Here is a 22,338-nt window from a genome sequence, read left to right as displayed (position 1 = left end):
TATTTTCTTTGAAGGTGCAAATTGTTTAAAAAATATTTAATTTTATTACTAAGCTTATCTTATATTTTTGCTTTAGATATTGATGAGTTCGACGAAATTACAACCCCTATTAAAACCAGCGAAGAAGTTAATAATAACGGCACTATAAGTAGCGATAATAATGAGTTTTTAGGAACTTTTAATAATAATTATGGAGCTAGTTTGCGTGGCAGTGGCTCTATGTTTAATATTGTAAATAATGATGGCTTTTTTGAAGGCTCAGGTCATATTGTAAATGAATTTATAAATAATGGATATTTTTTAAGCTCGGATACTAATATTAACAATACTTTTACAAATACTTATGATGGTATTATTGAAGGTAGTGGTAATTATTTTGCAAATACTCATAATTTTGGCTTAATTTACGGAGATTTTAATACTTTTAATAATTTTATAAATTATTATGATGGTTGGATTTTCGGAGATAATCTAACTTTTGATGGAGAAGTTTTAAACGAATCTAATAGTTTAATATCAGGTAGTAATCTTAACTTTAATGGTAAGGTTACAAATAGTGATAATTCTTATATTTTTGTAGGCAGTGGTGCAGAATTTAACGAAGTGGTTAATGATTCAGTAATTGATGGAAACAACCTTACTTTTAATGGCGAAGTGCATAATAACGATACTATTAATGGTGAAAATTTAGTCTTTAATGCGACTTTAAATAATAATTTAGAAAGCACTATTTCAGGCGAAACTATGGAGTTTCAAAAAGTCTTTAACAATTCAATGATATTAGGAGATTATGTTAATTTTAAAGACGAAGTTGAAAACTATGAAGAAGGTTGGATAATAGGAAATGAAATAACCTTTGCTAGCCCAACTATTAATAAAGGCGATATTATAGGAGCAAGGCTACATTTTCAAAATAGTCTAGAAAATCATTTAAATCTTGATTGTATGTATTCAGATTTTCAAGAAATAAAAAATTATGATAATTTAAGTGCTTATAAAAGTTATTTTGCAGGTAAGATTACTCAATTTAATAATGCGTATTTATACGCAAACGCTTCATTTTTTAGCAATGATTTAGATGGTGGAGATTATGAGATTGCTTATAGTAAGGTAGTAAATAATTCTATAAATGCTAGAAATTTTTTAGCAAGTCATACTTTGCTTAATTCAACTAATATGAATTTTGATAGCTTAAATGTAGTGGATAATTCTCAAGTTTATGGTGGTTTTAGAACTAAAAAACTATATGCTAAAGATAGTGAGTTTGTAGTATATTTTAACGATGGTTTTAGTGGTTCTATCGTAGTTACCGAAGAAATAAATGGAGAAAATAACTCAATTAAAATTCTTAATTACGACCCAAGCACAGGTTTTTATCCTATATTATTAGCTAAAACTAATAAAGATATTATGAATGATTTTTCGCTTTATACTATAAAAGGCTTTAGTGTTTTTGGTTTTGATAAAGAGCTTGTAGCTAAGATTAATCAAAACGGAGCGTTTTTATTAGGTATAGGAGATTTTAATTCTTTAGGAATTAGCGATATAAACGAATTATTTAAAGATGAATATAAAAATATTTTTGAAAATGTTAGCAAAGATAGAATTTATGCTTTTGATTCAGCCTTAAATAAAGTTGGCGTAGATAGAAAAATAATAGCAAATATTAAGGACAAATTTTATAAAAACGAATTATTAAATTACGCTATTTTAAGACTTAATTTTGATGATATTAATAAAGATTCTTTTAATTACGAATATCATAGTGGTGATATAAACGATGATAATTATCAAATGACTTTATTAAAGTTTAATAAATTTAATGATTATTTTAATGTTAATAATAATTTAGGATTTTTCTTATATAAACTTGATACGCAAAACACTTATCACAAAATCAAAGGTGGTGGAATATATGCTAATTTTGATTTTAAAGATTATTATATAAACACAGATTTTAAGTATAGCGAACACACAAATAAAGTAAACCTTGATGATTTTGGAATTTTAGATAGTAAATATTTTCACGCTAATACAAAGCTAGAATTTGGTTTAATATACGATAATCTTGTTATGTTTAAGCCAAATATTGCAATGATTTTTGAGTATTTTCCTAAGACAAAGTTTAAAAATGAAGATATAAGGGTTAAATTATTAAAACAAAATAATTTATATTATAAATTAGGCTTTGATTTGATTTATCAAACTTACGATTTTGATTTAGCTTTTAGCTCAAATTATTATCAAAAACTCTCAAAACAAAGAGAAATGATTTTAAGAGATGGATATTCTAAAGAAATCTTAGAGCTTAATAAACATAAATCTTTAGAATTAGGTATCAAAACTCACTTTTTATTAAAAGATAATTTGCATCTTTATTTTGATTTATCAAAAACTTTATTAAATAAAGATTTTGATTCTTATTCATTCAGAGCTTCACTTGGATATAGCTTTTAATTTTAAGAATTACGAAATATGAATTTGATTTGAAATTCCTATTTCAAATTCTTTTTTAAATAATCCTTAATTTATTAATTTTTTGTATAATGTAAGTTTTTTCAAAAAGGAGCAAAAATGGCAGATTTAGATAAAGAATTAGAGGTTTTGTTTAAGGACAATACAGATGATTATTTAACCTATGAAATGATAGTTAAGTTATTTAAAAAAGCTCCAACAGCAGCAAATATAAAAACTATTAAAAATCTAGTAAAAGAATATAATGTAAATCTTCTAAGCTCAGCAGAAATTGCTAAAATGAGAAATCTAAAAGAAGCAAAAGAGCGAGCAAAACAAAGAGAATTATTAAGAGAAAACGAGCTTGAGGGTGATTTAAGCAAGGATTATGATTTAAGCGAAATCAGTAGAAGTGAAAGCCCTGTTAGAATGTATCTTCGTGAAATGGGTCAAATTGATTTATTAAGCAAAGAAGAAGAAGTAGAAATCAGTAAAAGAATTGAGCTAGGAGAAGACATAATTATTGATGCTTTTTGTAGCGTTCCTTATTTGATTGATTTCATACTTGATTATAAAGATGCTTTAATTAATCGTGAGCGTCGTGTAAAAGAGCTATTTAAAAACTTTGATAATGACGAAGAAGAAAACGAAGAAGAATTAGAAGAAGATGAGCTTGAAGATGGCGATGAAGAAAGAAAGCCAGCAAAATCTTTAAAAGAAGATAAAAGAGCAATCAAAGTAATAGAAAGCTTTAAAGCTTTAGAAAAAGCTAAAAAAGAATGGCTAAAAAGCTCACATAAAGAACAACTTAGCAAAGATGAATTACAAAATCATATAAATATTGCGTTTAAGAAAAATATTTTAAAAGAAAAATTATTAGCACTTGGACCAACTTCTAAGCTAATAAATGAAATTGTAAAATCTATGGAAACTGTTTTAAAAAGTGATGTAGATTTTGATAAAGAATTAAAACGCTTAGAATACCGCTTACCTATGTTTAGTGATGAACTAAAAGAAAGACATAAAAAAATCTTAGATAATATCACAAATCTAAGCAAAGAAGAAATTGCTGAACTTGCACTTGAAAACACAATGGTAAGCACATATATGGAAATTAAGAAATTATTCCAGACAAAAGAAGCTAGCGAAAATTGCTTTGATATGGATAAAGAAAGATTAAAAGAGATTTTAGAGCAAATTAAGCGTGGTAAAAATATTAGCGATACTGCAAAAGGTAAAATGGCAAGATCAAACCTAAGATTAGTTGTAAGTATTGCAAAACGCTACACTAATCGTGGCTTAGCATTCTTAGACCTTATTCAAGAAGGAAATATCGGTCTTATGAAGGCTGTTGATAAGTTTGAATACAAGCGTGGATATAAATTCTCAACCTATGCAACTTGGTGGATTAGACAAGCAATTAGCCGTGCAGTAGCTGATCAAGCTAGAACTATTAGAATTCCAATTCATATGATTGATACTATTAATAAGATTAATAAATTTAGCAAAAAGCGTGTTCAAGAATGTGGAAAAGAGCCAACAATAGATGAAATTGCTAAAGAAATCGGAATGAGTGAAGATAAGGTTAAGCAAGTTATGAAGATTGCAAAAGAGCCTGTTAGCCTTGATGCTCCTGTTGGAAGTGATGATGATGGAAGATTTGGCGATAGCGTAGAAGATAGAAGTAGCATTAGCCCACTTGAGCATATCTTAAAAGAAGATTTAAAAGAGCAAATTAACGGAGTTTTAGAACAATTAAACGAGCGTGAGAAAACCGTTATTAAATTACGCTTTGGCTTAACAGAAGACGAAAGTGATAGAACGCTTGAAGAAATAGGAACAGAGCTTAAAATTACTCGTGAGCGTGTAAGACAGATTGAAAGCACAGCGATTAAGAAATTAAAATTCCCTAAATACGGAAAACAATTAAAAGGAGCTAGCACATGAGTAAATATGAAATATTTAATGTAAATTGCTCTCATTGTGTAAATAAAATTAAAAATGAATTAGACAATGTTAGCTTTAGTGATGATTTAAAAGTAATCATAACCGATCATGATGAAGATGAATTAAGAGAAATCTTAGAAGATTTAGGCTTTAAACTAGGAAAGAAATTAGATTAAAATTAGGCTTTTTATAAGCGCTTGCTTATAAAAAGCTATTTAATAAATATTTATAATATTTTTATAATATTTAATTTTTATTTAAAATAACAAGGAGATATTATGAAAAAATTATTTTTATTAAGCTTATTTAGTATTTTTACAATGGCAAATGAAGGAGAGGCTATTGCTAAAATTATTAAACAATATCAAGTAGAATGTGCAAGTGGAAATGGTGCTTCTTGTGATAAATTAAGCAAAATTCATAATTTTCTTATGAATAATCAAGATTTTTTTACAAATAATCAAAACAATTTAACAAACCTTGAGAAAGATTGCAATAATAAAAATTATAAAGTTTGTGAAGAATTAGGCGATAAATACTATATGGGAGATGGTGTTAATACCGATCTTGACAAAGCGCTTTTATATTATAATAAAGCTTGCAAAGGTTCAGTGGCTTGCAATAAAGTAAATGCTACAAAAAATGCAAAGCAAAGAATAGAAAATATCGTAAATAATTATTATCAAAATCAAGCAAATACTAATAATCAAAACTCTTATAATCCAAACGATATAAGCTCAAATAACACTTATGACCCATATAATACTTATTATGTTAGAAATGGCAAAAGATATATGCTCCCATCAACTTGCCCTATGGGAGCTGATAAAGATAAAGCTTATATGTATGCGATAGAGTATTTAAAAGTAGGAAATGGCAAAGAAGCAAAAAGATGCCTTTTAAAAGGTTGTGATAGAAAATATTCTCCTTTAGCAAAATCTTGCACGAAGTTAGGAGATATGCATTTTAGCGGGAATGGGGCTGAGTTTAGCTATGATTTGGCTTTAAAATATTATAAAAAAGGTTGCGAATTAGGTGATAGTTATGCTTGTTTAGGAACTAAAAAAGTTGCAGACGCACTAAAAGAAGAAAAAGAAAAAAATAAATACGAAGTAATAATTAAAAAATAAAGCCTAAGAATTTGAATTATGATTTATAATTCAAATTCCTATTTCAAATTCTTATAATTTTTATTTCTTATAAACTAGGAATTAAAACGCAGATTAAATTAGCTAAAATTAATAAACTTTACTTTAGGCAAAACTTACAAATAGCAATTATTATTAGTCTTAAAAATAATTTTTACTTAAATTTATTTGAAGATTTATTAAAAATAAAAGCAAGTAATAATAATAAAATAAATTAGCAAGAAGCCTTATAATAAATATGCTAAAAATACCTATAAATATCCTTGAAAACAAAGATATTCTTAAATATTTTTAGTTTTAATTCCTAATTCAAATTCTTTTTGTTTTAGCATTCAATTTTCTTTAAAATAGGTAGCTTAATGTTTTTATTTTTTAGTAATTCTAATGTTAGTTTTGTATGAAAATTATCATAATTTATCTCGTAAAAAATATACGCCCCCTCTCTACTTGCAATTAATAATTCCGCGTCTTTTAAAATCTTTAAATGCCTTGAAATACGAGATTGTATCATATCAAAACTCTCGCATATCTCACAAACACAAAGCTTTTTATGAATATCTAAAAAAGCCATTATTTTAAGTCTTGTTTCATCGTTTATCGCTGCTGTGTAATTTAACAAATCTTTCATCTTAATCCTTAGTAAAATAAATATAATAATACCCCAAAAACATTCGCCATAGCAAGAACACTAAGTATAAATATAATCATCATGCGAGTTTTAAACATTGATTTTAAAAGTATAAGTTCAGGCAAAGAACACCCGCCACCAGCTATTAAAAAGCTAAAAAATATACCGATAGGAAACCCGACATTTATTAAAGTTACTCCTAGTGGAATAATCAAGCAAGTTTGTATATAAAGCAATAAACCAACAAAACTAGCTAAAAATATACCATAAATTCCAAAACTAGATAAATAATCTTTAATAAACTCAACAGGCATAAAATTATGCAAAAAAGCACCTATTAACATGCCAACTAATACATAATAAAAAATATCCTTATATGATTTTAAAGATTTGTATAGACATTCATATAAATTAAGCTTGACATTTTGATTGAACTGAAATTCTTTAGTTACAATATCTTTTAATAGCAATCTTGCAGGTATTAAACCTATTAAATAGCTTATAATAAATACAAATACAACTATATAAATTATGTAATAAAAAGTTATACTAAAACCAAATGCACTAAGTAGCATAGTAATTAGCATAGGATTAATTAATGGCGAAGTTAGTAAAAAAGCACTAGCTACTCCGTGATTAATATTGTTTTTAATTAAAGAATTAAAAACAGGTATAGTTGAACAAGAACAAAAAGTAGTAATTGAGCCTAAAAATATTGCTATAAAATATGAAAAAACATTATTTTTTAAATATTTATTAAAGCTATATCTTGAATTAATATAAAACATAATCATATTGATAAAAATAAATAAAAAGCTTATTTCAGCAGTTAAAAACAAAAACTCATAAAAAAATGATAGTAATTTTTCGTTTGAAAATTCCATAAAAAATCCTTTAAAATAATTTAATTTTGAAAATATATTATAAAATTCTAAATATCAAGATAACTTGATATTTAGAATAATCAAAGAATTACGAATCAGATTTTAAAATATTTTAAGATTTTGTGTGAATTATAAAATCTAATTTTAGCCTAAACAAAAGTCTAATTCCTATTTTAAATTTTTTATTTTTATATAAAAGAATAGGGTTAAACATAAAGTAAGTTTGTATTTATAATCAAGATTTTAAACGATTAAATTAGAACTAAAAAGCTATTATATAAATTTTTAAAGTCTTTAAATAATAGTTTTTGAATGTTTAAAGTCTACTTCTTTTGTCGGTTTAATTTTTGTTTTATACCAAGACGGTCTAATCTCATTTTTTTGTTTTTTAGGTTTTAAATAAACATTACAGAGATATCAAAAGATAGAGCTCTGTGTTTGGTTTTAAAATTGTTTTTATTTATTCAAGACATTCATATAGTTTAATTTGTCTTTCTGTTTTATGTGATAAACTTATAAGTCCTCTTTTTTGTATATAATTATTAACTTCCTCACTAGATGCTTTTTTTGATAAATTATCTTCAGAAACGTCTTTTAAAAGCTCTAAACGTCTTTGTATCTCTAGCAGTATAGACAATGCTTTTCTCTTGTAGTCTTTATATGCTTTATATACTTCTTGTTGTGCTTTAGAAGTTTTAAATGGGTTATTATGTAAAGACGCTAAAAAGTTTTCATGTTTCTTATTATCTAAGTTTCTTGTTAACTCATAATGCTCACTGCCTAGTTTTATGTATCCTTCTTGTTTTGTATAGTCTATAGGTTCTATATCTAATTTATTTAATATCCCTCTTTTTTTACTATGCATTCTTTTTGAATTTCTTCATTAGTAACCTTATATAGTTCAGCCATTATTTCCTTATGAGGTCTATTGTCTTTTTCGTGTGAATTTCCTGTAAATATTTTTATACCTATTACTAATATTAATAAAATAGCTATGCTTGTTGCCATAATTTTAAAGTTTAATAATTTTTTCATTTTTTTTCCTTTTAAATTGATTTTTTAGATTTTTGTTTTTAAATAAATTAGTTTGATTTCATTGTAATTTTTTATCCATAGCAACTCCTTTGATTTAATAGAAGGCTATTGTAATTCCCCCCCCCACATTAATGAAAAGTTAATAAAGCTAAATAAATAATTTTAAGGATAAGAATAATTTGGATTTGAAATTCCTATTTCAAATTCCTTTGTTTTGTGTAAAAGTAGGGCATAAATAATAATTTTTAAAATAATTTGATTTTGGTGTAATAGTCCTTAAGAGTTGTTAAAACAAATAAAAAGAATTGCTAGTTAGGAATTTAGCTTAATAAATCGTTTGGTTAGCAAAAATTATTAAGCTAATTATATTTATTCGCTTAATAAATCACAAGAATACTTATCCCCTAGCTTACAAGCTTTTTTAAGATATTCTTGCCTTTTATTACTGTTATTTGTCATTTGAGCTAGGTTATAGCAAGATATTGCTAAATTATTTTCACAAGCTTTTGTAAAGATTTGTAATGCCTTATTACTATCCTTTGCAAAACCTATGCTATTTGTATATAAATAGCCTAAATTATTGCAATATATCAAATCACCCTCATGGCATTTTGTCATTATATTCATTTTATCTTTTTGTGATTTTGGATAGTATTTGCCTAATCTTAAAGCTTCAGCTTGATTATTTTTATTCATAGTATAAACAAGCATCAAAATATCGCTTTCGTTTGCTAAGCTTGAGCCTAAAAAGGCTAAAGCTAAGATAATTTTTTTCATCAACTTACTCCTAAAAGTTAATAATTATTCCTTGTTTGTTTTTTGCTTACATTCTAAGCATTCTAAAAATGTTCCTTTTTTAAGCTCTTTAATAATCATGGTTCCACCGCATTCACATTTTTCTTTAGCTAATGGATATGAGCTTATAAAATTACATTTTGGATAGTTGCTACATCCATAAAACGCTCCACGCTTAGAAAATCTTTGCACTAAATCCCCACCACATTTAGGGCAAGGAACTTCAAGCTTTACTACTTCTTTTTTTGGTTTTTCTTCTTTCGTTTCGTTTGCTGTTTCGTTTAAATTCCTTGAATATTTGCATTTAGGATAGCCACTACAAGCTATGAATTTGCCAAATCTTCCTTCACGAATTAATAATTCTTTGCCACAATCAGGACAATTCTCGCCTAATTTTTCAACTTGTTTTTGACTTTGAATGCTTGTTTTTCCATCATTTATTTTTGTAATAAATGGCTCATAAAATTCGTTTAAAACTTCATCTAAATCACGCCCATGGGTTGCAATCTCATCTAAACGCTCTTCCATAGTACTAGTAAATTTAGCATCTACAATTTGCATAAAATGCTCTTCTAAAAATTCTATAATTTTCTCGCCTTTTTCACTAGGAATTAGCTGTTTTTTCTCAACATTTACATAATCTCTATCTATTAAAAGGCTTGTTGTAGGAGCGTATGTAGAAGGTCTTCCTATGCCTAATTCTTCAAGCTGTTTAATAAGACTTGCTTCATTGTATCTTGCAGGTGGTTCTGTATGAAGTGTCTTTACTTTAGCACTTTGCAAAGTCATTTCATCGCCTTTATTTAAATTAGGCAATATTTTATCTCCACTAGCATCATCATTAAGTTTTAAATGCCCATCAAATAGCACTCTTCTTCCACTTAATTTAAACTTAGCCTTATCGCTTGTGATATAAATCGTATTATTTTCTATCCTTGCATCAGCCATTTGAGTCATCAAAAATCTATCATAAATTAGCTTATATAATTTATATTCATCTGGTTTTAAATACTCTTTAGCAATTGCTGGAGTAAAGGCTGTATTAGTTACACGAATTGCTTCGTGAGCTTCTTGAGCGCCTTTATTTTTTGTCTCATAAACTCTTGCTTTGCTTGGAACATATTCTTTTCCGTAATCTTTGTTAATTTGCTCTCTTGCAGCCTTAATTGCTTCTTCGCTTAAGTTTAAACTATCTGTTCTCATATAAGTAATAGCACCCATAAAACCTGCATGAGTTTGAACGCCTTCGTATAAAGTCTGTGCTAACATCATTGTTTTTTTCGGTGAAAAGCCTAATTTTGAGCTAGCAGCTTGCTGAAGTGTTGAGGTCATAAAAGGTGGTTTTGGGCTATCTTTACGCTCTTTTATATTTACTTCATCTACGCTAAATCTAGCACCTTTTATATGTTTTAAAATCTCATCAGCTAAGGCTTTATCAGTTAGGCTTGTTTTTGCTATTTTTTTGCCTTCATATTCTATTAATTCTACTTCTAAATCTTGTTTAAATTTAGTATCAAGTTCATAATATTCAATGCTTACGAAATTTCTAATTTCACGCTCTTTTAATACGATTAATCTTAAGGCTGCACTTTGAACTCTTCCAGCACTTAGCTTACTAGCAACTTTGCTTGATAGCAAGCCACTTAGTTTAAAGCCTACAATTCTATCTAGCATACGCCTTGCTTGTTGGGCATTTACGCTGTTTAAATCTATTTTTCTAGGGTGTTTTATAGCGTTTAATATAGCATCTTTTGTAATTTCGTGAAATACAATTCTATCATAGCTTAAAACATCGCCGCCTAAGATATTTGCAAGATGATAAGCAATTGCTTCTCCTTCACGATCCTCATCTGTTGCAAGTAGTACTTTTGCACCTTTGCTAAGGCTTTTTAGCTCTTTTACTATACCTGCATGAGTTTTGCTTATTTCATAATCAGGCTCAAAATGTCCATTTTCTATACTAATTCCAAGCCTATTTTTAGGTAAATCCCTAATATGACCTTTACTAGCGATTACTGAGTAATCACTGCTTACAAATTTTGAAATTGTTTTTGCTTTGCTAGGTGATTCTACTATTATTAGGGTATTACTCATTTATTCTCCTTTTATTAAAACATTAGCGTATTCATCATAAAGTCTTCTATACTCATCGCCAAGTTTTACAATATTTTCGTTTTTGCTAATGTATTCTAAATCTTTTAACACTACATAATTTTTTAAAAAATTATTCGCATTTTCTTTATTTAAATATGTTTTAGCAAGATTTAAATAAACTTTTAAAAACTCATTAGCAAATTCACTAAATCTATTTAAATCAACTTCTACTAAAGTATTTTCGCCTAATTTTAAAACTTCGCTTTTAAATAAAATCTCTAAAAATATAAGCCCTTCGCAATAATAAGGCTCTATTTCTTTAGTGCTTTTATAAGCCATTAAAGATATTGCACGGCTTGTAATATTTGCTAAAAGTGGCTTTTGATATTTTTCATCTAAGTTATTTAAAAAATCATACACCCCACCAGCACTAGCTTTAAATTCTTCAATATTTTTAAATACTCCATCTTTATTCATAAGACTTTCAGTATCGCTATCTATAAAGAAAATATGTCCTGCTTCATGTCCTATTGTGCTAATTTCATAAATCTTTTTCCATAAAAACTCATCATCTAAAACGCTTTGTGTATAGTCGTTGTAGTCTTTGCTAAATACTTTTTGATTTAGCATAGTTTTTGGTTTTGATTTTGCTTTTTTATAGACAAAATCTAAAAATGCGAAGATTTTTTTGCCATAATTTGCCGATACAAATTCATCATTTGGCACAACTTGAGCTGAAAATAAACCATTTAGCTCAGCTCCGTAATAAATCGCAGGTTTGCTTATATGAAGTTCTATTTTGTTTAGATTTGCAAGGCTAAGATTTAATGCGCTTATACAATTTATATTGCTATCTTCATAGATTTTATTTAGGCTTGTCTTCATTTTATTTACAAAGTTTTCATTATTAAAATTATATGAATCATCAATTCTAATATCCCATTCAAGAGCAACCGAGTGAGTAAAAGCATCTTCATAGTATTCTAAGAAATGTCCTACTTGAATAAAGTCTTTTACCCCCATCCAAGCAATCTCAGCATCTTGAAAAGGCTTAAGGCTTAATTCTTTACTCATTAAAGCATTTTGCAAGGCTTTAAGGTATTTTATATAAGGCTCATTTTTGTGATTTTTAGCAAAAAATTCATTAAAATATTCATTAATTTTTCTAAACTCATCACTAAAATACTCAGAGTATGGTTTTAGTTCTGGTTTAGTGTCTAAATTAATAGCAAGTGCGTAAATCCTAGTTGCGATTTCGCCTTTTTCATCAAGATAATAAAGCTTATTGTTTTTAATAAAATCATAAGGATTTTCTAAGCTTTTAAAAAACTCATTATTTTTATTAATTACTTCATCCCATTTTGGCTGAATACTATTAAAAATAAGCCCAATTTTATGCACTAAATGTAATAAATCTATATAAAACTCATCTAAATAAGGGCTTAGATTTGTGATTAATTCTAAATGTCTTTTTTCATAAAATTCTTTTGCTATTTTATAAGCTAAGTTTTTTGCCTGAGTTAAATTAATATTATTTTTCTTGCAAGTATTTTCATAATTTGTAGTGTTTAATTCAATAATTCTTAATAAGAAAGAATTAAAGTTTAAATCATTATTTTCTAAGCCTAATTCATCTAAGGCATTATTTATTATTTTGCTTAATTCGTGTTCGTTTGTATTTTTTAGATTGTATAAATTAAATAAGTTTAATTCGTGATTTTTTATAATTTCACTTAACATTCATTCTCCTTTTTTCGCATTTTGCCAAAAATCTTTAAATGTGGAACACACTTTGCTATATGTTATAAATTATTTTGAACAAGGATAAGAAAATGGCAATTTCACCTATGAATAATACAATGAGTAGTGTAAGAACTGACATATCAAAACAAAATGTAGATAATTTAACCAAAAAGCAAAGAGATGCAGGATTTAGCTTAGATAATACAACTCATACAAGTGATATTAAAAAGCAAGAAGCAGAAGCTAAAGCTTTAAAAGATGCTGATGGAACAAACCCTAATGCTAAGATTTCTCAAGAAGCTTTTATGAGATTATTGCTTGAAGAGTTAAAACATCAAGACCCAACAAGCCCTATGGATAGTGATAAAATGCTAACTCAAACAAGCCAATTAGCAGCACTTGAAACCCAAGAAAAAACTAATAAAACAATGGATGAACTTGCAAAAAGAATGGAATTGCTTAGCAATAGCGTTGGAATTGGAATGATTAATTCGGTTGGTAAAATGGCAATACTTAAAAAAGATGGCTTTACTCATGATGGTAAGGCAGTGGATTTACCATTTAACTTATACTTTCCAAACGGTGCTCCTAGCGATGTAAGAATTGGAGTATTTAATGATAAATACGAACAAATTGATGGTTTTACTATAAGTAAAGACCATATTATAAAAGGAAATAACAATTTCTTGTGGGATACAAGATATGAAGATGGAACTATTAGAGAAAAGGGCGAATTCAAATTCCTTGCAGAATACGAAGATGAAAATGGAAATATAGTAAAAATTCCTAGTGGATATTTTAAAATAGACGGAGTTACCTTTGAAGATGGCAAGGCTTATTTAAACGCTGGAGATTTACAAATAAGCTTTGATGAAGTTAAACAATTTCAGGATGAAAAACTATGATGCGTTCACTTTATAACGGAGTTAGCGGGGTAAAAACCCATAGTTTCGGAATGGATTTATTAGCAAATAATATTGCCAATATTAACACAGTAGGCTACAAGGCTGCTATTCCTGAGTTTAAAGATATTTTTTATCAAACAGGAGTTGATGTTGGTGGGCTTAATAATTTTGGAGCAAATCAAGTAGGACTTGCTGCAAGTGGTCTAAGCTCAACTTTTTCTCAAAAGCAAGGATTTTTAGTAGCAAGTCAAAATACCTTTGATGTTGCTATTGAAGGAAAAGGCTTTTATGGCATAAAAGATTATGATGGCAATACTTATTACACTAGAAATGGTGCTTTTAACATTGATGCTGATTATAATTTGGTTGATAGTTTTGGAAGATTTGTGCTTGGCACTATGAATGCAGGTTTTAATGCAAGCACTATGAATGATAATATTAAACAAATGTATGGAAATATTAGCTCAAACGCTGGTTATACAATATCAAATAATGATTTAAATATTAAACTAAATGAGCCAAATGCACAAAGCCCTATAAAATTGCCAAAAACACTTTTTATGAATGCAATTGCAACTACAAATGTAGATGTTAAGGCAAATCTTAGCAATGAATTTAAAGAAGTAGATGAATATACAGAAATTAAAAATATTGAGCTTTTTGCAGAAGATAATAAAAGCACTTTTAAAGCAAGTAATTTAGAGCCAAATGCAAGAATATTTTTAGAAGTTGATAGAGGGAGCGGAAGCGAAACTATTGAAGCTTATGCAAACGAGTTTGGGGAATTAGAAAAACAAATTAGTGGAAATGTAAAAAGCTTTAGCGCAAAGCAAGTAAAGAGTGTAAAAGTAGGAGCTATTAATAAATTTGACATAGCAACTTATGATGCAAATGGAAATATAAGAAAGATTGATTTGCAAATTCAAGCGATAAAAGATTTAGATTTTAAGGCTACTGCTGTGTTAAAAGATGCTAAAGGAAATGTTTTAGAAGAAGTAAGTGGAAATATTATTTTTAATCCTGATGGCTCTTTAAAAATCAATGAACTAACAAATATAGGTGGAATTAATCTAAATCTAGGAACAGCAGGTGGGGATAATAAAGGCGGTTATGATGGATTAACTTGCATAGATAATGCAAAAATAGAGCGTTATGTATCGGCTGATGGCTATCCTGCAGGTATTTTAAGAGATTACAATATTGATGATAGAGGAAATATATTAGCTAATTTTACAAATGGCAAATCTCAAGCTGTTGCTAAGTTTGCAATATTTAATTTTATAAACGAGCAAGGTCTTCATAAAAATGGCGAAAATGAGTTTAGCACCACTCCTGATAGTGGAAATGCAATATTTTTTAAAGACGCAAATAATGATGTAATTAATTCATATAAGATTAAATCAAATTATTTAGAGCAAAGTAACGTTGATTTAGGCACAGAACTTACTCAAGTTATTGTATTTCAAAAAGCCTATGAAGCAAATGCTAAAAGTATTACGACAGCTGATCAAATGCTAAAGCGTGCAATTGAGATGAAGAAATAATTAAATTTAATGCTCATAATTAATAATAATTGTTAAAATATTAAAGTTTTTATAAATTAATCCGATATTAATTTAAATTTAACAAAGGAGAAATTATGAGTATTAGTTCAGTTGGCTCAAGTGGCTTTACAATGCCAAAAAGCGTAAAAACTCAAGATGATGCAAGAAATGCAATAAAAGACAATTTAAAAAATATAGGAATTGACTTAGGAGATAGGGACTTAAGTAGTGTTAGTGGTAAGGATATTACTAATGCTTATATAGCACAAAGCATGCAATTAAGTTCTACTCAATTTAGCGTTCAAGGAAATATCGCAAGTTTTTCAAAAAACGAAATGCAACTTAGTACTTTCTTAGGAACTTTAGGTAAATTAGGAAGTGGTTTTGAAAATTTACAAGACTTAACACCTGCAAAAGCAAAAGAATTAATTAGCGAAGATGGCTACTGGGGAAGTAAGCAAACAGGCGATAGAATAGCTGGTTTTGTTCTAGCTGGTGCTGGAGATGATATAGAAAAACTAAAAGCTGGTCGTGAAGGTATCATGCGTGGATTTAAACAAGCTGATAAAATGCTAGGCGGATTTAGCAAAGGTTATGATGATATTGCAAATGCTACAATAGAAAGAGCTGTAAAAGCAATAGATGACAAAATTGCTGAATTAGGCGGAAATCTAGTAGATATTAAAGCATAATTTATTTTTCCTACTTCTAGTTTAGAAGTAGGGCTTAGGTTTTAAATGTTTAAAAATATCTTCTTAAAAACTTTTTTAAATGTGTTCTTATTAAACTTCAATGCGAATTTAAGCAAAAATGACTTTTTTAAGTTTTGGGGTGTTATTTCTTTAGTATCGCTTTTTATACATGGTTTATTATTAATTGATTATAGTGTTTATATAAAATTTACTGAATTCTACCGATGTTTAGCAGAAATATTAGTTTTTACACTTATTTTTACTCTTATTTATAGGGCGAAAAAGTATAAAAAATTTGTATTTATTTTAATTATATTTTTTCCTTTTATTTTGTTTGCTTCAAGCTATTTTACAGATTATAATATATACATATTTTTTACTTTTTTATTCTTGATATTGTTTTTGAGCTTGTGTAATAATGAAACAAATCTTAATATTAATTTAGGTAAAAAAGAATTAATCATAAGACTTATATTTGTTGCTTTAATAAATATATTTTTATTTAAACAAAGCCTGATATTAGTATTTTTTATTATTAGCTTCATTGCAACTCTTATATATCTAATAAAAAATTATAAGAATTTGAAATAGGAATTAAATTATTGTCTATTATCAACACCCCATTTACACATTAAATCAAGTATAGGAATCAAGCTTTCTCCCCTTTTACTTAAGCTATATTCAACCTTTGGTGGGATTTGTGGGTATTCGGTGCGAATTATTAAATCATCACTTTCAAGCTCTTTTAAAGCTTTTGTTAAACTCTTAAAAGAAACTCCATCTATCATTCTTTTAAGCTCGTTGTATCTTATAATTTTATGTTTTGACAAAAGGTATAATATGCTCATTTTATACTTACTTGAAATTAGACTTAAAGTATAATAAAACCCACATTTACCGATATATTTTTCATCTTGATGACATTTTTCCATACACTCTCCTTTTGGTTAGTATCTAACAAAATTATTCGTATTGACTAAAAATTAGGTGTAAATTATAATGTTTTTTCATTTTTTACACAAGGAGATTTTATGAAAAATGTTTTACTTATTAATGGTGCTAAAGCTTTTGGGTTTTCAGAAGCAAAATTAAGTGCAAGTCTTTGTCAAGTTGCATTTGATACTTTGAGTGAAAATGGTTTTAAAGTAGAGCAAACCATTATAGATGAAGGGTATGAGCCAAAAACTGAAGTAGAAAAAATATTAAGAGCAGATATTATTATCTTTCAAGTGCAAGGATTTTGGATGAATGCACCTTGGATAGTATGGGAATATTTTGCAAAAGTTTTTCAAGAAGGTGCTGGAGTTCTTTTCGCAAATGATGGCAGAAGTAGAAGCGATGCAAGTAAAAAATACGGCTCAGGTGGGCTTTGTCAAGATAAAAAATTTATGATTTCTTGGACTTGGAATGCACCTGAGGAAGCATTTACTGATAAAAATCAGTTTTTTGGTGGTGTTGGTATTGATGGAGTTGGTATAAGCATTATGAAAACTCTTGAGTTTTTGGGTATGAAAGCACTTAAAACCTTTGCTTGCTATGACGTGCATAAAGAAAATCAAGGCGAAAAATATCTAAAAGATTATAAAGAGCATATTTTAAGTGAAATCGTAAAGGGTGCTAAATGAAAAATGAAGCTTTTTGTTTTCAAGATAATAAACTTATAAAATTAGATTTAGCTATAAATGAATTAAAAGATGATGAAGTATTAATCCAAAATCAAGCAATAGGGATAAATCCAGTAGATTATAAAATGCTTAATATTTTTGATCATTCTCATAATGGTCAAATTATGGGTGTTGATGGTGCTGGAATAGCTATTAAATCTAATTCGCCACTAATTAAATTAGGCTCAAATTATGCTTATCACACCGACCTTACAAAAGATGGTTCATTTGCAAAATATACGGTAGTTAAAGTAAATGCTTTGATTCCTATGCCACAAAATTTAGATTTTACTTTAGCTGCAGCTTTGCCTTGTGCAGCTCTTACAGCTATGCAAAGTATAGCAAAAGTGCCAAGTTGTGTTGCTAAAAAAATTTTAGTTTATGGTGCAGGAAGTTTTGTAGGAAAAATTATTTGTTCTATTTTGGCTAAACAAGGGGCATTTGTTAGTGCTGTTGCAAGCGTAAAAAATCATGATGATTTATATAAATACGGCGTTGTTAAATGTTATGATTATACAAATTGTAATAATTTTGGGGATGATTATTTTGCTATTTTTGATACTACTGCAAACGCAAAAGAATTAGTAAAACTACTTAAATATAATGGACATATTGTAGCGATTTTAGGAAGGGTAGAAGAAAATCCAACAAAAAGATTTACCAAATGTCCATCTTTGCATGAAATAGCTTTAGGAGCAATCCATCAGTATGGAAACGATGGTGATTTTAAAGAATTAGTTAATTTTGGAGAATATATATTTAAAAAAGCATTAAATAATGAATTATTATTACCTAAAATTATTCAATATGATTTTAATGATTTAGCATTAGCTGTAAATGATTTAAGCAAAGGAATAAATGGCAAAAAAGCAGTGGTGGTTATAAAATAATTTTGTTTTAATTCCTATTTTAAATTCTAGAATTTAAAATAGGAATTTCATTAAACAATAAAGTATTTTTTAGCGTCGTTTTTGCTGAGTGCTTTTGCAAAATATTTTTGCCCTTTAAACTCACATTCTTTATCATCTGGACTTTTAGCATAAGCAAGTGCAAGTGAGCAGGCAAGATTAATATCATCTAAACTAGCATTATTATCTAGTAAAGAAATCGCACCGATTAAGCCTGTTTTAATCTCGCTCATTTTTACATTTTCATTTGCTAATAATTCTAAGATTTTTATGCCTTCTGCTTCATCTCTTGAGATTATCATCTTAGCATTATTTGGTAGTCTTAAATGTCTTCCGTATCTTAATAATTTGGCATTCTCACTATCTAAAGTATCGTATTTTAAATAATCTTGTATTTTGTTTTTATAAGCTTGCAAGGTTAGTAAGCACCCACCAGCTGGGCTTTCATAATCGCTGTATCCATAAATATTTGCAAGTTCCATTTGTCTAGTTCTTCCCCTGCCACTAAAATCAAGCAGTTTTTCTCTATCAACCCAGCCATTAATCTCAGGTAAAGTTGGTGCAAGTAATTTAGCACTTAAAGGGCGTAAAATCTTATTATCCTTATCTTCGCTAAGTTTTGCAACGCTATTTAATGCTTGTGCTCTTTGGCTCATAGGACGCTGACCTAAAACCTCTCCACTAATTACAAAAGAAGCTCCTAAATCTTCACACATAGAAAGTGCAGTCTTAAACATATAACCATGACAATCAATACAAGGATTTATAGCTTTTCCATAGCCATATTTTGGATTTAATAAAACATCTTGCAAATACGCACTACTAATATCAACTACTCTAAAGCTAGCTCCTGCCATATTTGCACGGCGTTTTAATAATTCAAAATTGCTTCCACCAAATCCCGTATCAATATGAATGGCTTCAACTTCTATTCCTTGTTTTGCAATGGTAGTGATTGCTAACATACTATCAAGACCACCGCTAAATAAAGCTAATGCTTTCATTTATTCTCCTAATTTTCTTATATAGTCTTTTAATTTTTCTTTTTCTTCTTCATCTAAGGCTTTGTTATGAACTAAGATTAATTCAACTAAACAATGATAAGCCTTTTTTAAACCTTCTTTGCTGTGAATTAATTTTAAGTTTTTTATAATCTCTGCTGCATAGTTTTTAAATAAAGAAGCGTTTAGAATATTAAAACTTGCGTAATAATTAGCTAAATTATTAAAAAAAACTAAAATATTATCAATTTTTTGTGCGTTGCTAAAATTGTTTAAAAACTCAATTAGTCCTGCACTTGCATAGTTCATGTCTAAAACATCATCAATTAGTGGATTTTGAAAATATTCTCTTAAAATCAAAACATTAAAATTTGCCTTAGAAATAGCTAGAAAATAAATTATTCTATCTTCTTGAATATTGCTTGTTTTTTTAATTTGTGGTTTTTTTTCTACAACTTTTGCTTTTATTCCATTTAATAGATTAAAATCAAGCCCATAATTTTCGCAAAATATCTTAAGATGAGTATTTGCTAAAAAACTATCAATTGTATTTGTATATTCTAAGACTTTTAAATAAGCTTGTTTTATCAAAAATGGCTCAATTTTACTTATGCTTAATTTATCTAAATATTCAAGCTCTAATTCTTTTTTGAATATATATTCAATACAAAATGTAATGATATTTATTGCATTGTTTAATTCTGATTTTAGCTTTAATTCTTCGTTATTTTCAATATATTCACCTGGGTCTTTGTATGTTTTTAGCCTTATTACTTCGGCGTTATAGCCATTTGCACTAAGCAATACACCCGCTTTAAATGCAGCATTTAATCCTGCACCATCTTTATCAAAACAAAGTGATACAAAGCAATCTTTTTTAATTAGTCTTAAATGCTGTTTAGTAAGTGCAGTTCCTAACACTGCTACTGCATATGTCAAACCTGCTTTATGTAGGCTAATTGTATCCATATAGCCTTCACAAATTATCATTCTTTTGTGCTTATTAATATCGTTTTTTGCTAAGTGATAAGCATAAAAAATAGTGCTTTTATCAAATAGAGCCGAAGCAGGGGAATTTACATATTTTGCAGGATTTTGTGGATTTAGTGTGCGTCCTCCAAAACCTATTAAAAAGCCTGTATTATCATAAATAGGAAAGGTAATTCTTTCTATAAAAGAAGCATAAACTCCATTTTCGTTTTTTTTAAGAACTCCTTCATTTAGAGCATTTTCTAAAGGAATATTTGCTTTTTGCAATACTCTTAAAGTATCGTTTGCGCTAGGTGCGTAGCCAAGATTAAACTTAATTCTTAAATCTCTTGTGATTTTTCTTTTTTCAAGATACGAAATCAAATTCCCACGAATGTTTAATTCGCTTATATAATAATCATTTAATACCACTAAAGCATCGTTTTTTTGATAGACCTTTGTTTTTTTATCATCTTCTAAAACGAAGTTATACATATTTGCTAATTCTTTTACAGCGTCTATAAAATCTAAATTATTATATTTTTGTAAAAAACTTATAGCATCGCCATTAGCCCCACATCCAAAGCAATGAAAAAAACCTTCATTTTCACGAATAGCCATACTAGGGTTTTTATCAGCATGAAAAGGGCAAACGCACATATAATTCGCACCATTTTTATGCACTGGAATATAATTTGAAATTAAATCAACAATATTAACACTTTCTTTTAATCTTTGAATGCTCTCGTTTGTAATCATAAAAGTATTATATGTATAATTAATTAATTTTTTTTAAAGGATATTTGTGGATTTAATACTTAGCTATTATAGAAATCCTATTTTTGGTATTTTAGTATTAATTAGCCTTGTTTTAATCATTGCACTATCTCAAATCATCTTTGCAAGTTTAAAAGAAAGTCAAACTAATAAAAATATTAAAAAATATCTTGCTAATTTTAACGCACTTGAGCCTAAATATTTAAGTAATTTAAGTTTTGATGAAAGGCTTAATTTAGCAAATGGATTTTTTAAAGCATCAATGTTTTTAGAATGTAAGCAAGTTTTAATCAATTTATTAAATGAATTTAGCAATGATAAAGACTTATTATATCTATTAGCACAATGTGATTTAAGGCTAGGTTTGTTAAATGACGCTAAGCAAGATTTATTAAAAATTTTAAAAAATCGTGCTAGAGATGAAGCAGCGTTGTTAAGTCTTGCTTATATTCACTTTAAATTAAATGAAATAAATGATTGTATAGAAGTTTATAAATGCTTATGTGTTTTAAATGATTATGAAAAGGATTTGGAATTTATAAAAAATTATAAAAACTCTCCTAATTTTTCATATAAGCAAGTAAAAGTAGATGATAAAATAATAGATGCTAGTTCTATCAATCAATTTTATTTATGCAAATATTGTTCATCGCATTCTTTATTTTACACTCCGTTTTGTTCGCAGTGCTTTAGATGTGATTGCTTACAAGCTAATTTAAGGATAAAAATATGAAAAAAATAACTATATATACAGACGGAAGTTGCCTAAACAATCCAGGAGCAGGTGGTTGGGCTTGGATAAAATTAGATGATGGCAAAATTACAAAAGATAGTGGTGGAGAAAGCTCTACAACAAATAATATTATGGAACTAAGTGCCTGTATCAATGCACTTTCAAGTCTTAATGAAGCTTGTGAAATTGATTTATATAGCGATAGTCAATATGTAGTAAAAGGAATTAATGAGTGGCTTAGCGGTTGGGTTAAAACCAACTTTAAGGGTAAAAAAAATGTTGAATTATGGAAAAATTATTTAGAAGTTTCAAAATCACATAAAATCAATGCAATTTGGGTTAAAGCTCATAATGGCGATACTTATAATGAAATGTGCGATGAATTAGCAAGGACAAAAGCACTTGAGTATGAAAAAG

General features: G+C 27.8%; 20 protein-coding genes and 1 pseudogene. 11 read left to right on the top strand and 10 right to left on the bottom strand.

Annotated features, from left to right (window positions below; all coding sequences use genetic code 11):
- Nucleotides 1-21: 21 nt before the first annotated feature.
- The 4 genes from AVANS14531_RS00545 (at nucleotide 22) to AVANS14531_RS00530 (ending at nucleotide 5,531) form a co-directional block, all read left to right on the top strand.
- Nucleotides 22-2,457: a hypothetical protein gene (locus AVANS14531_RS00545; protein WP_336610926.1), complete on the top strand. Its 2,436-nt coding sequence runs from the start codon at nucleotides 22-24 to the stop codon at nucleotides 2,455-2,457.
- Nucleotides 2,458-2,574: 117 nt separating this feature from the next.
- Nucleotides 2,575-4,401 carry an RNA polymerase sigma factor RpoD gene (rpoD, locus tag AVANS14531_RS00540; protein ID WP_239817281.1) on the top strand — a complete coding sequence of 609 codons (1,827 nt, stop codon included), beginning with the start codon at nucleotides 2,575-2,577 and terminating at the stop codon, nucleotides 4,399-4,401.
- Nucleotides 4,398-4,577, top strand: coding sequence for a heavy-metal-associated domain-containing protein (locus AVANS14531_RS00535; protein WP_336610925.1), 180 nt, complete (start codon nucleotides 4,398-4,400; stop codon nucleotides 4,575-4,577). Before rpoD ends, AVANS14531_RS00535 begins: the two co-directional genes overlap by 4 nt.
- A gap of 102 nt (nucleotides 4,578-4,679) precedes the next feature.
- A complete protein-coding gene (locus tag AVANS14531_RS00530) occupies nucleotides 4,680-5,531 on the top strand; it encodes an SEL1-like repeat protein (RefSeq protein ID WP_336610924.1) in 852 nt (283 codons plus the stop codon).
- 343 nt (nucleotides 5,532-5,874) lie between these two features.
- Here the strand turns inward: AVANS14531_RS00530 and AVANS14531_RS00525 are convergent, their stop codons facing one another.
- The 7 genes from AVANS14531_RS00525 to ciaB form a co-directional block, all read right to left on the bottom strand.
- Nucleotides 5,875-6,177 carry an ArsR/SmtB family transcription factor gene (locus AVANS14531_RS00525; protein WP_336610923.1) on the bottom strand — a complete coding sequence of 101 codons (303 nt, stop codon included), beginning with the start codon at nucleotides 6,175-6,177 and terminating at the stop codon, nucleotides 5,875-5,877.
- An 8-nt stretch (nucleotides 6,178-6,185) separates the two neighbouring features.
- On the bottom strand, nucleotides 6,186-7,061 hold the full coding sequence (locus AVANS14531_RS00520) for a permease (RefSeq protein ID WP_336610922.1): 876 nt from the start codon (nucleotides 7,059-7,061) through the stop codon (nucleotides 6,186-6,188).
- A 460-nt stretch (nucleotides 7,062-7,521) separates the two neighbouring features.
- Entirely contained in the window at nucleotides 7,522-7,926 is a 405-nt protein-coding gene (locus AVANS14531_RS00515; protein WP_336610921.1) for a hypothetical protein, read from the bottom strand.
- On the bottom strand, nucleotides 7,899-8,096 hold the full coding sequence (locus AVANS14531_RS00510) for a hypothetical protein (protein ID WP_336610920.1): 198 nt from the start codon (nucleotides 8,094-8,096) through the stop codon (nucleotides 7,899-7,901). Before AVANS14531_RS00510 ends, AVANS14531_RS00515 begins: the two co-directional genes overlap by 28 nt.
- 369 nt (nucleotides 8,097-8,465) lie before the next feature.
- Nucleotides 8,466-8,873, bottom strand: coding sequence for a tetratricopeptide repeat protein (locus AVANS14531_RS00505; protein WP_336610919.1), 408 nt, complete (start codon nucleotides 8,871-8,873; stop codon nucleotides 8,466-8,468).
- A 24-nt stretch (nucleotides 8,874-8,897) separates the two neighbouring features.
- Nucleotides 8,898-10,985: a type I DNA topoisomerase gene (gene topA, locus AVANS14531_RS00500; protein ID WP_336610918.1), complete on the bottom strand. Its 2,088-nt coding sequence runs from the start codon at nucleotides 10,983-10,985 to the stop codon at nucleotides 8,898-8,900.
- Nucleotides 10,986-12,725 carry an invasion protein CiaB gene (gene ciaB / locus AVANS14531_RS00495; RefSeq protein WP_336610917.1) on the bottom strand — a complete coding sequence of 580 codons (1,740 nt, stop codon included), beginning with the start codon at nucleotides 12,723-12,725 and terminating at the stop codon, nucleotides 10,986-10,988.
- Nucleotides 12,726-12,817: 92 nt separating this feature from the next.
- Here ciaB and AVANS14531_RS00490 point away from each other — a divergent pair, with 92 nt between their 5' ends.
- The 3 genes from AVANS14531_RS00490 (at nucleotide 12,818) to AVANS14531_RS00480 (ending at nucleotide 15,869) form a co-directional block, all read left to right on the top strand.
- Nucleotides 12,818-13,633 (top strand): flagellar hook capping FlgD N-terminal domain-containing protein, encoded by an 816-nt coding sequence (locus AVANS14531_RS00490; protein WP_336610916.1) that lies wholly within the window; start codon nucleotides 12,818-12,820, stop codon nucleotides 13,631-13,633.
- Nucleotides 13,630-15,177, top strand: a complete 1,548-nt coding sequence (locus AVANS14531_RS00485; RefSeq protein ID WP_239817265.1) for a flagellar hook-basal body complex protein — start codon at nucleotides 13,630-13,632, stop codon at nucleotides 15,175-15,177. Before AVANS14531_RS00490 ends, AVANS14531_RS00485 begins: the two co-directional genes overlap by 4 nt.
- 95 nt (nucleotides 15,178-15,272) lie before the next feature.
- Nucleotides 15,273-15,869, top strand: coding sequence for a hydrogenase-4 component G (locus AVANS14531_RS00480; protein WP_239817264.1), 597 nt, complete (start codon nucleotides 15,273-15,275; stop codon nucleotides 15,867-15,869).
- Between the two features lie 599 nt (nucleotides 15,870-16,468).
- Here the strand turns inward: AVANS14531_RS00480 and AVANS14531_RS00475 are convergent.
- The gene (locus AVANS14531_RS00475) at nucleotides 16,469-16,801 is read right to left on the bottom strand and encodes a winged helix-turn-helix transcriptional regulator (protein WP_336610915.1); all 333 of its coding nucleotides are present in this window, start codon (nucleotides 16,799-16,801) and stop codon (nucleotides 16,469-16,471) included.
- Nucleotides 16,802-16,900: 99 nt separating this feature from the next.
- Here AVANS14531_RS00475 and AVANS14531_RS00470 point away from each other — a divergent pair, with 99 nt between their 5' ends.
- Both AVANS14531_RS00470 and AVANS14531_RS00465 read left to right on the top strand, forming a co-directional pair.
- Nucleotides 16,901-17,494 carry an NAD(P)H-dependent oxidoreductase gene (locus AVANS14531_RS00470; protein WP_336610914.1) on the top strand — a complete coding sequence of 198 codons (594 nt, stop codon included), beginning with the start codon at nucleotides 16,901-16,903 and terminating at the stop codon, nucleotides 17,492-17,494.
- The gene (locus tag AVANS14531_RS00465) at nucleotides 17,491-18,423 is read left to right on the top strand and encodes an alcohol dehydrogenase catalytic domain-containing protein (protein WP_336610913.1); all 933 of its coding nucleotides are present in this window, start codon (nucleotides 17,491-17,493) and stop codon (nucleotides 18,421-18,423) included. The genes AVANS14531_RS00470 and AVANS14531_RS00465 overlap by 4 nt, the downstream gene beginning before the upstream one ends.
- 50 nt (nucleotides 18,424-18,473) lie before the next feature.
- Here the strand turns inward: AVANS14531_RS00465 and AVANS14531_RS00460 are convergent, their stop codons facing one another.
- On the bottom strand, nucleotides 18,474-19,445 hold the full coding sequence (locus AVANS14531_RS00460) for an argininosuccinate synthase domain-containing protein (RefSeq protein WP_336610912.1): 972 nt from the start codon (nucleotides 19,443-19,445) through the stop codon (nucleotides 18,474-18,476).
- Complete coding sequence (gene dnaG, locus AVANS14531_RS00455; RefSeq protein WP_336610911.1) at nucleotides 19,446-21,170, bottom strand: DNA primase; 1,725 nt, start codon at nucleotides 21,168-21,170, stop codon at nucleotides 19,446-19,448.
- Between the two features lie 46 nt (nucleotides 21,171-21,216).
- On the opposite strand from dnaG, the gene AVANS14531_RS00450 reads away from it, so the two are divergent.
- Nucleotides 21,217-21,921, top strand: a complete 705-nt coding sequence (locus AVANS14531_RS00450) for a tetratricopeptide repeat protein (protein ID WP_239817258.1) — start codon at nucleotides 21,217-21,219, stop codon at nucleotides 21,919-21,921.
- A pseudogene (gene rnhA / locus AVANS14531_RS00445) lies at nucleotides 21,918-22,307 on the top strand (ribonuclease HI); the annotation flags it as partial. The gene AVANS14531_RS00450 and the pseudogene rnhA, both read left to right, overlap by 4 nt.
- Nucleotides 22,308-22,338 lie beyond the last annotated feature (31 nt).

Origin of the sequence: Campylobacter sp. Cr9 (assembly GCF_020138295.1) — a bacterium.
GTDB lineage: Bacteria > Campylobacterota > Campylobacteria > Campylobacterales > Campylobacteraceae > Campylobacter_E.
The sequence above is the reverse complement of the archived record's forward strand: the minus strand, read 5'-3'. Positions and strand labels throughout refer to the sequence as shown.

Excerpts from the sequence above, each read along its gene's own strand:
- AVANS14531_RS00515 (WP_336610921.1), bottom strand. The coding sequence starts at position 7,926 with ATGCATAGTAAAAAAAGAGGGATATTAAATAAATTAGATATAGAACCT.
- AVANS14531_RS00460 (WP_336610912.1), bottom strand. The coding sequence starts at position 19,445 with ATGAAAGCATTAGCTTTATTTAGCGGTGGTCTTGATAGTATGTTAGCA.
- AVANS14531_RS00505 (WP_336610919.1), bottom strand. The coding sequence starts at position 8,873 with ATGAAAAAAATTATCTTAGCTTTAGCCTTTTTAGGCTCAAGCTTAGCA.
- AVANS14531_RS00535 (WP_336610925.1), top strand. The coding sequence starts at position 4,398 with ATGAGTAAATATGAAATATTTAATGTAAATTGCTCTCATTGTGTAAAT.
- AVANS14531_RS00470 (WP_336610914.1), top strand. The coding sequence starts at position 16,901 with ATGAAAAATGTTTTACTTATTAATGGTGCTAAAGCTTTTGGGTTTTCA.
- AVANS14531_RS00530 (WP_336610924.1), top strand. The coding sequence starts at position 4,680 with ATGAAAAAATTATTTTTATTAAGCTTATTTAGTATTTTTACAATGGCA.
- AVANS14531_RS00490 (WP_336610916.1), top strand. The coding sequence starts at position 12,818 with ATGGCAATTTCACCTATGAATAATACAATGAGTAGTGTAAGAACTGAC.
- rpoD (WP_239817281.1), top strand. The coding sequence starts at position 2,575 with ATGGCAGATTTAGATAAAGAATTAGAGGTTTTGTTTAAGGACAATACA.
- dnaG (WP_336610911.1), bottom strand. The coding sequence starts at position 21,170 with ATGATTACAAACGAGAGCATTCAAAGATTAAAAGAAAGTGTTAATATT.
- AVANS14531_RS00510 (WP_336610920.1), bottom strand. The coding sequence starts at position 8,096 with ATGAAAAAATTATTAAACTTTAAAATTATGGCAACAAGCATAGCTATT.
- ciaB (WP_336610917.1), bottom strand. The coding sequence starts at position 12,725 with ATGTTAAGTGAAATTATAAAAAATCACGAATTAAACTTATTTAATTTA.
- AVANS14531_RS00480 (WP_239817264.1), top strand. The coding sequence starts at position 15,273 with ATGAGTATTAGTTCAGTTGGCTCAAGTGGCTTTACAATGCCAAAAAGC.
- topA (WP_336610918.1), bottom strand. The coding sequence starts at position 10,985 with ATGAGTAATACCCTAATAATAGTAGAATCACCTAGCAAAGCAAAAACA.
- AVANS14531_RS00525 (WP_336610923.1), bottom strand. The coding sequence starts at position 6,177 with ATGAAAGATTTGTTAAATTACACAGCAGCGATAAACGATGAAACAAGA.
- AVANS14531_RS00475 (WP_336610915.1), bottom strand. The coding sequence starts at position 16,801 with ATGGAAAAATGTCATCAAGATGAAAAATATATCGGTAAATGTGGGTTT.
- AVANS14531_RS00520 (WP_336610922.1), bottom strand. The coding sequence starts at position 7,061 with ATGGAATTTTCAAACGAAAAATTACTATCATTTTTTTATGAGTTTTTG.
- AVANS14531_RS00485 (WP_239817265.1), top strand. The coding sequence starts at position 13,630 with ATGATGCGTTCACTTTATAACGGAGTTAGCGGGGTAAAAACCCATAGT.
- AVANS14531_RS00465 (WP_336610913.1), top strand. The coding sequence starts at position 17,491 with ATGAAAAATGAAGCTTTTTGTTTTCAAGATAATAAACTTATAAAATTA.